This window comes from Microcystis sp. M49636_WE2 (genome assembly GCF_030065375.1).
Classification (GTDB): Bacteria; Cyanobacteriota; Cyanobacteriia; order Cyanobacteriales; family Microcystaceae; genus Microcystis; species Microcystis aeruginosa_C.
The window spans coordinates 1-4,997 of the sequence record NZ_JASJFG010000959.1; the positions used below are offsets into that span (position 1 = coordinate 1).

Annotated in this window: 5 protein-coding genes; all 5 read right to left on the reverse strand. The window is 46.6% G+C overall.

Going from position 1 to position 4,997, the window contains the following annotated elements:
• Positions 1 to 230 precede the first annotated feature (230 nt).
• The gene (gene psb34 / locus PX484_RS22070) at positions 231 to 539 is read right to left on the reverse strand and encodes a photosystem II assembly protein Psb34 (RefSeq protein ID WP_002783665.1); all 309 of its coding nucleotides are present in this window, start codon (positions 537 to 539) and stop codon (positions 231 to 233) included.
• Positions 540 to 712: 173 nt separating this feature from the next.
• The gene (locus PX484_RS22075; RefSeq protein WP_287766989.1) at positions 713 to 2,086 is read right to left on the reverse strand and encodes a gluconeogenesis factor YvcK family protein; all 1,374 of its coding nucleotides are present in this window, start codon (positions 2,084 to 2,086) and stop codon (positions 713 to 715) included.
• 292 nt (positions 2,087 to 2,378) lie between these two features.
• A complete protein-coding gene (locus tag PX484_RS22080; protein ID WP_287664193.1) occupies positions 2,379 to 2,864 on the reverse strand; it encodes a Tic20 family protein in 486 nt (161 codons plus the stop codon).
• Positions 2,865 to 2,986: 122 nt separating this feature from the next.
• Entirely contained in the window at positions 2,987 to 4,594 is a 1,608-nt protein-coding gene (gene nuoF / locus PX484_RS22085) for an NADH-quinone oxidoreductase subunit NuoF (RefSeq protein ID WP_287766990.1), read from the reverse strand.
• 28 nt (positions 4,595 to 4,622) lie between these two features.
• Positions 4,623 to 4,997: NAD(P)H-dependent oxidoreductase subunit E (locus PX484_RS22090; protein ID WP_288105504.1), on the reverse strand; the 375-nt coding region annotated here is incomplete at its 5' end.

Genomic DNA, 4,997 nt, shown 5'->3' on the forward strand with positions numbered 1-4,997 from the left:
AGTTAACTCTATTGGTTGTTCTATTGTTGATCACGAAGCAACCCACAAAAAACTGAAAAAAATTGTCAAGTTTAGCAAAGTAAAAAAGTTCAGCTGTCAGATTTACTATTTGGACAGATAGATAGAGTCGGTTCCAATATACGCTCCCGATACTTGGGATGCAGACTCTATGGTGTAAATTAAAGTTTTCTTGTCTCGCTCAACTTAAATGTCAATCCTACGGTTTTTATCTAGCTAACGGAAAAGGTGATTAATAACACCAAAGCAACCAATAAAACCGCCCCTAATCCTTGCAAAATATACCATTTTTGCTGTTCTAAAGATGGGTATTTTGATAGATAAATCTTGGGTTCGCTACCATAGTTATTGATGATTCCTTCATCATCTACTGTATAGCCCTCTGGGAGAGGTATATTAAGTGATTGATAGTTTTGCCCGTTTATATCTAGTTTAACCTCAGCAGGAATTAATTCACTTCCATCGCTTGGGGAATAGACTGTCGCACCTGTCTCTTGATTAGATTTAGTAGAGTAGTGCATGATTATCTCTCTTCAAAATCTGAGTATAACACAGAATAAGGCGAAATGGTTTTTCGGCTAATTTTTTCCTAGGGCTTTAATCAGCAAATTTGGCTAATGTCGGCAAATTAAAGCCAAAAATATGATTTTATAACTTGACAAAGCTAGATAAAAACATTTAGTCATCTCGCTATTTACTTTTTAGAATACCAGCGCCATAAAACTCGCGCTAAACGTTGGGGATCATGACTAACTTTGGCAGTAACTTCATCTTCTGCCATTACATTCGCTAAAACAATGCGATAACCCATTTTTCCCACCTCCTCGCGGTCTAAAAACACAGGATGACTATGCTCTTGGGCGTATAATTGCAGAGATTGGGGCGATGGTGCAGTTCTTTGGGCCAAAACCGTATCAAAGATGCGTTCCTCGCAGACTTTTTCGATCGCCCGAATATGATCAGCCACCGAATAATTATCCGTTTCCCCCGGCTGGGTCATAATATTACAAACATAGACGCGGGGGACTGTCACCTGTGCTAGGGCCTGACGAATTGCGGGAACCAACAAATTAGGGATAATACTGGTATAAAGACTACCCGGCCCGATGATAATATAATCTGCCTCCTTGATTGCCGCTAAAGCAGCCGGTAAAGCGACCGGATCGGCAGGATGGCAGCCAATCTGACGAATTTGGCCCATAGCTTCGGTTATCTTCGATTCTCCCTCAATAATGCGCCCATCGGCTAACTTAGCCCAGAGACTAACATCGGTAAGGGTAGCAGGTAGCACTTTGCCGCGAATCGCCAAAACTTTGGCACTAGCATCGATCGCCTGTTCCAGATCGCCGGTAATCTCGGTCATAGCGCTGATAAATAAATTACCAAAACTGTGGCCCGATAAACCATCCCCGGCATGAAAGCGATATTGAAACAATTCCGTTAATAACTTTTCCTCATCGGCTAAAGCGGCGATACAATTGCGAATATCCCCCGGGGGTAAAATGCCCATTTCCCGACGTAATCGGCCTGAAGAACCGCCATCATCAGCTACGGTGACAATAGCGGTGATATTGGAACTATACTGTTTTAAACCGCGTAAAAGCGTCGATAAACCCGTACCGCCACCGATGGCCACGATTTTCGGGCCGCGATGGAGACGACGATGGGTGCGTAGGAGATCAACTAATTCCTCCGATGCGTCCGGTTGTAGTGCTTCTGTAATCGTTTCGACGGTGCGACTCTGACCCCAGAATAACAAAAAGACACCCAGCAAAACCGCCAGCGGCCCGGAAACAGAATTAGGGACCAAACGGGCGATCGTTTCTAATGCTTGGGAAACAAACTCTAAAAAGCGATTAACCGGGGTTAATTTTACCCAAATAGCCAAACCGAAGGAGGTGAGAAAAACGCCGGTTAAACTAATTAAAAGCCAGCGTTTGACAAAAAGACCGGGAGAAAGCCATTTAAACCAACGATTAACTCGTTTAGGCGTTTTTCTGCCCACAGAAGCGGCTATTTTCCCCTTCTGAGCGTTGAGTTCCCGTAGCGTCTGTTTAAATGGACTCATAGATGTGGCCTGGCAGCGAACGCATTGATTCTGGAGAGACTGTAGCCGAAAAAGGGGACAAACTCAAGCTTAATTAGGGTCTGCTGAAAAAGTTTTTTGTGGGGAGAGGGTGTGGGGTGTGGGGTGTAGGGTGTAGGGTTTTCCCGATTTTGAGGAGGTCAATTACCTAATTTTCAGGGAAAAAGTCCAGGGATTTTCCCCCCGATCACTCCCATATCTGGTACTTTTTGATTGCCAAAAAGTCTAAAAGTCTTACCCAACAAGGTTTTTAGATTTATTCAGCCAGCCTAACCTAACCTCCCACTTGGGAATAGGCCGCCTCGGAAATTGTGGGAATATCGGCGTATTTACCGATAACCGACTGTATAATGCTGTAAACACAGGCGGCAAATGCTCCCAAAAAGACGACGTTATAAAGAGTTTCTACCACTAAATTCGCCCCTAAACCCCTAGCGACGAAACCTAAGACCAATCCCAATAAATACACCAAAATATCGATTAAAATCGCCTGCATGGTGTTAAACCGGATAAAATGACTGATGCGGGGATTGCGTACCACGGCGAAAAAGAGGACAAGGAAGATAATTAAACTGCCAAAGCTTCCCAGAGAACTATAGAGAAAAGCTAAGGGATATAAGGCTATTGCTAAGGCCGCTCCTAAAAAAGGAATTTGCTGAAAGATAAAGATACCGAAGGCAAAAGCCGAATATAAGGGTAAAAGATATACTAAAGCTGCAAAAATGCGATCTTTTGTATCGGTTGAGCCGCGCCAAGTCATAATCTATTGTCTCCTGAGACTACTGCTAACTCTCTTCAAGATAACCCGGCAGCCCACCAGACTTCCCATAACCAAAGAAATTGATTGAGGCCGAACATTGTTGGGCCTCGATCGAGTTATTCTCAAACAGAGACGGGGTGCTTGATTTCCTGTAACAGAGCCAGATATTCCTCCTTAAAATACTTTAGGGTACTTAAAATCGGATTGGGAGCGCTTTGGCCAAGACCACAAAGACTGGTTTCTTTAACCATTTGACAGAGATGTTCTAGGTTTTCGAGGTCGTGAATATCGGCCTTTCGAGCGATAATTTTGGCCAATAATTCAAACATTTGTACTGTTCCCGTGCGACAGGGGATACATTTACCACAGGACTCCTCGCGACAGAATTCCATATAGAATTTCGCCACTTCCACCATGCTGGTGGTATCATCCATAACCACCATCCCCCCGGATCCCATCATCGAACCGAGTTTGGCTAAGGATTCGTAATCTACGGGAGTATCGAGTAAATTAGCGGGAATACAACCCCCGGAGGGGCCGCCGGTTTGTACCGCTTTCACCTGACCATCGGGAATACCACCCCCCATCTCCTCGACAATTTCCCGGAGAGTAATGCCCATCGGCACTTCAATCAGCCCATTATTGCGGATTTTTCCCGTTAAAGCGAAGATTTTTGTGCCTTTACTGCTGGCAGTACCGATATTAGCGTACCAAGCGGCTCCCTCGCGGATAATAGCGGCGATATTAGCGTAGGACTCCACGTTATTAATCAGGGTGGGACAACCATCGAGACCCGATTGGGCCGGATAGGGGGGACGGGTGCGGGGAGTGCCGCGGCCGCCTTCGATAGAATGGATGAGAGCGGTTTCCTCTCCACAGACAAAAGCTCCCGCCCCGATGCGGATATCCACCTTAAAATCGAAAGTGGACTCGAAGACTTGGGAACCCATTAAACCGAATTTTTTGGCCTGATTAATCGCTTTTTGCAGACGATCGATCGCCAGAGGATATTCGGCCCTAACATAGATATAACCATGGTCGGCCCCCACGGCATAGGCAGCGATCGCCATTCCTTCCAGGACTAAATGGGGGTCACTTTCCAAAACACTACGGTCCATAAACGCCCCGGGGTCGCCCTCATCGGCATTACAGATAACGTATTTTTGTTTACCCGGTTGTTTAGCCACCGTTGCCCATTTTAAACCGGTGGGATAACCCGCACCGCCCCGGCCGCGCAAACCGCTTTGGGTGATTTCCTCCACCACCTGGGCCGGAGTCATCTCGTAGAGGGCCTTGTAGAGAGATTGATAACCCCCGACGGCGATATATTCCTCAATGCGATCGGGATCGATTTTACCGCTATTTTCCCGGACAATTTTGACTTGATGGGAGAAAAAGGGATGTTTTGAGTCCCCTAATTGCACCTCGGTTTTGCCGCCGTTTAAGGCTGCAATAATGCTGGCCGCACTTTCCGGGGTGACTTCTTCGTATAAGAGATCCTGGGGATCCACTTCCACCAACGGACCGCGACCACAAAAACCCATACAACCGACCCCCACCACTTCGACTGTATCCTCTAGGTCTGCTTCTTTGACGGCAGTGGCGAGGTTTTTTTCGATTTGGAGGGAGTTAGCAGCTTGGCAACCGGTGGAAGTGCAACAATGCACCCGGATGCTTTTTTGTCTAGCTTTTTCCTTCTCGGCCACTGCCAATAATTCTTGTAAGTCCATATTCTTCTCAATCCACTAGAGTGAAAAATTACTGGGAGAAACTCTGTAGTTTCGCCAAGACAGTTTCCGAATCTTGTTTAGGGGCCACGACTCCATCGAAGACCACGGCCGGCGCAATCCCACAGGCCCCGATACAACGGGCCGACACTAGGGAAATTTCTCCATCGGCGGTGGTTTCTCCCACTTTGACATCAAAGGCGTTTTCGATGTCTTCGAGGATTTTGCCGCTGCCTTTGACATAACAAGCAGTCCCCATACAGATGATACAGGTGTGTTTTCCCGCCGGTTTCAGGGAAAAGAGATGGTAGAAGGTTGCTACCCCATAGACGCGACTGAGGGGCAGTTTTAGCGCCCGGGCAACGTAGAGGAGAACATCTTCTTCTAGGAATCCAAAGGCTTCTTG

Coding starts and splice junctions, on each gene's coding strand:
- psb34 (WP_002783665.1), bottom strand. CDS start 539: ATGCACTACTCTACTAAATCTAATCAAGAGACAGGTGCGACAGTCTAT.
- PX484_RS22075 (WP_287766989.1), bottom strand. CDS start 2,086: ATGAGTCCATTTAAACAGACGCTACGGGAACTCAACGCTCAGAAGGGG.
- PX484_RS22080 (WP_287664193.1), bottom strand. CDS start 2,864: ATGACTTGGCGCGGCTCAACCGATACAAAAGATCGCATTTTTGCAGCT.
- nuoF (WP_287766990.1), bottom strand. CDS start 4,594: ATGGACTTACAAGAATTATTGGCAGTGGCCGAGAAGGAAAAAGCTAGA.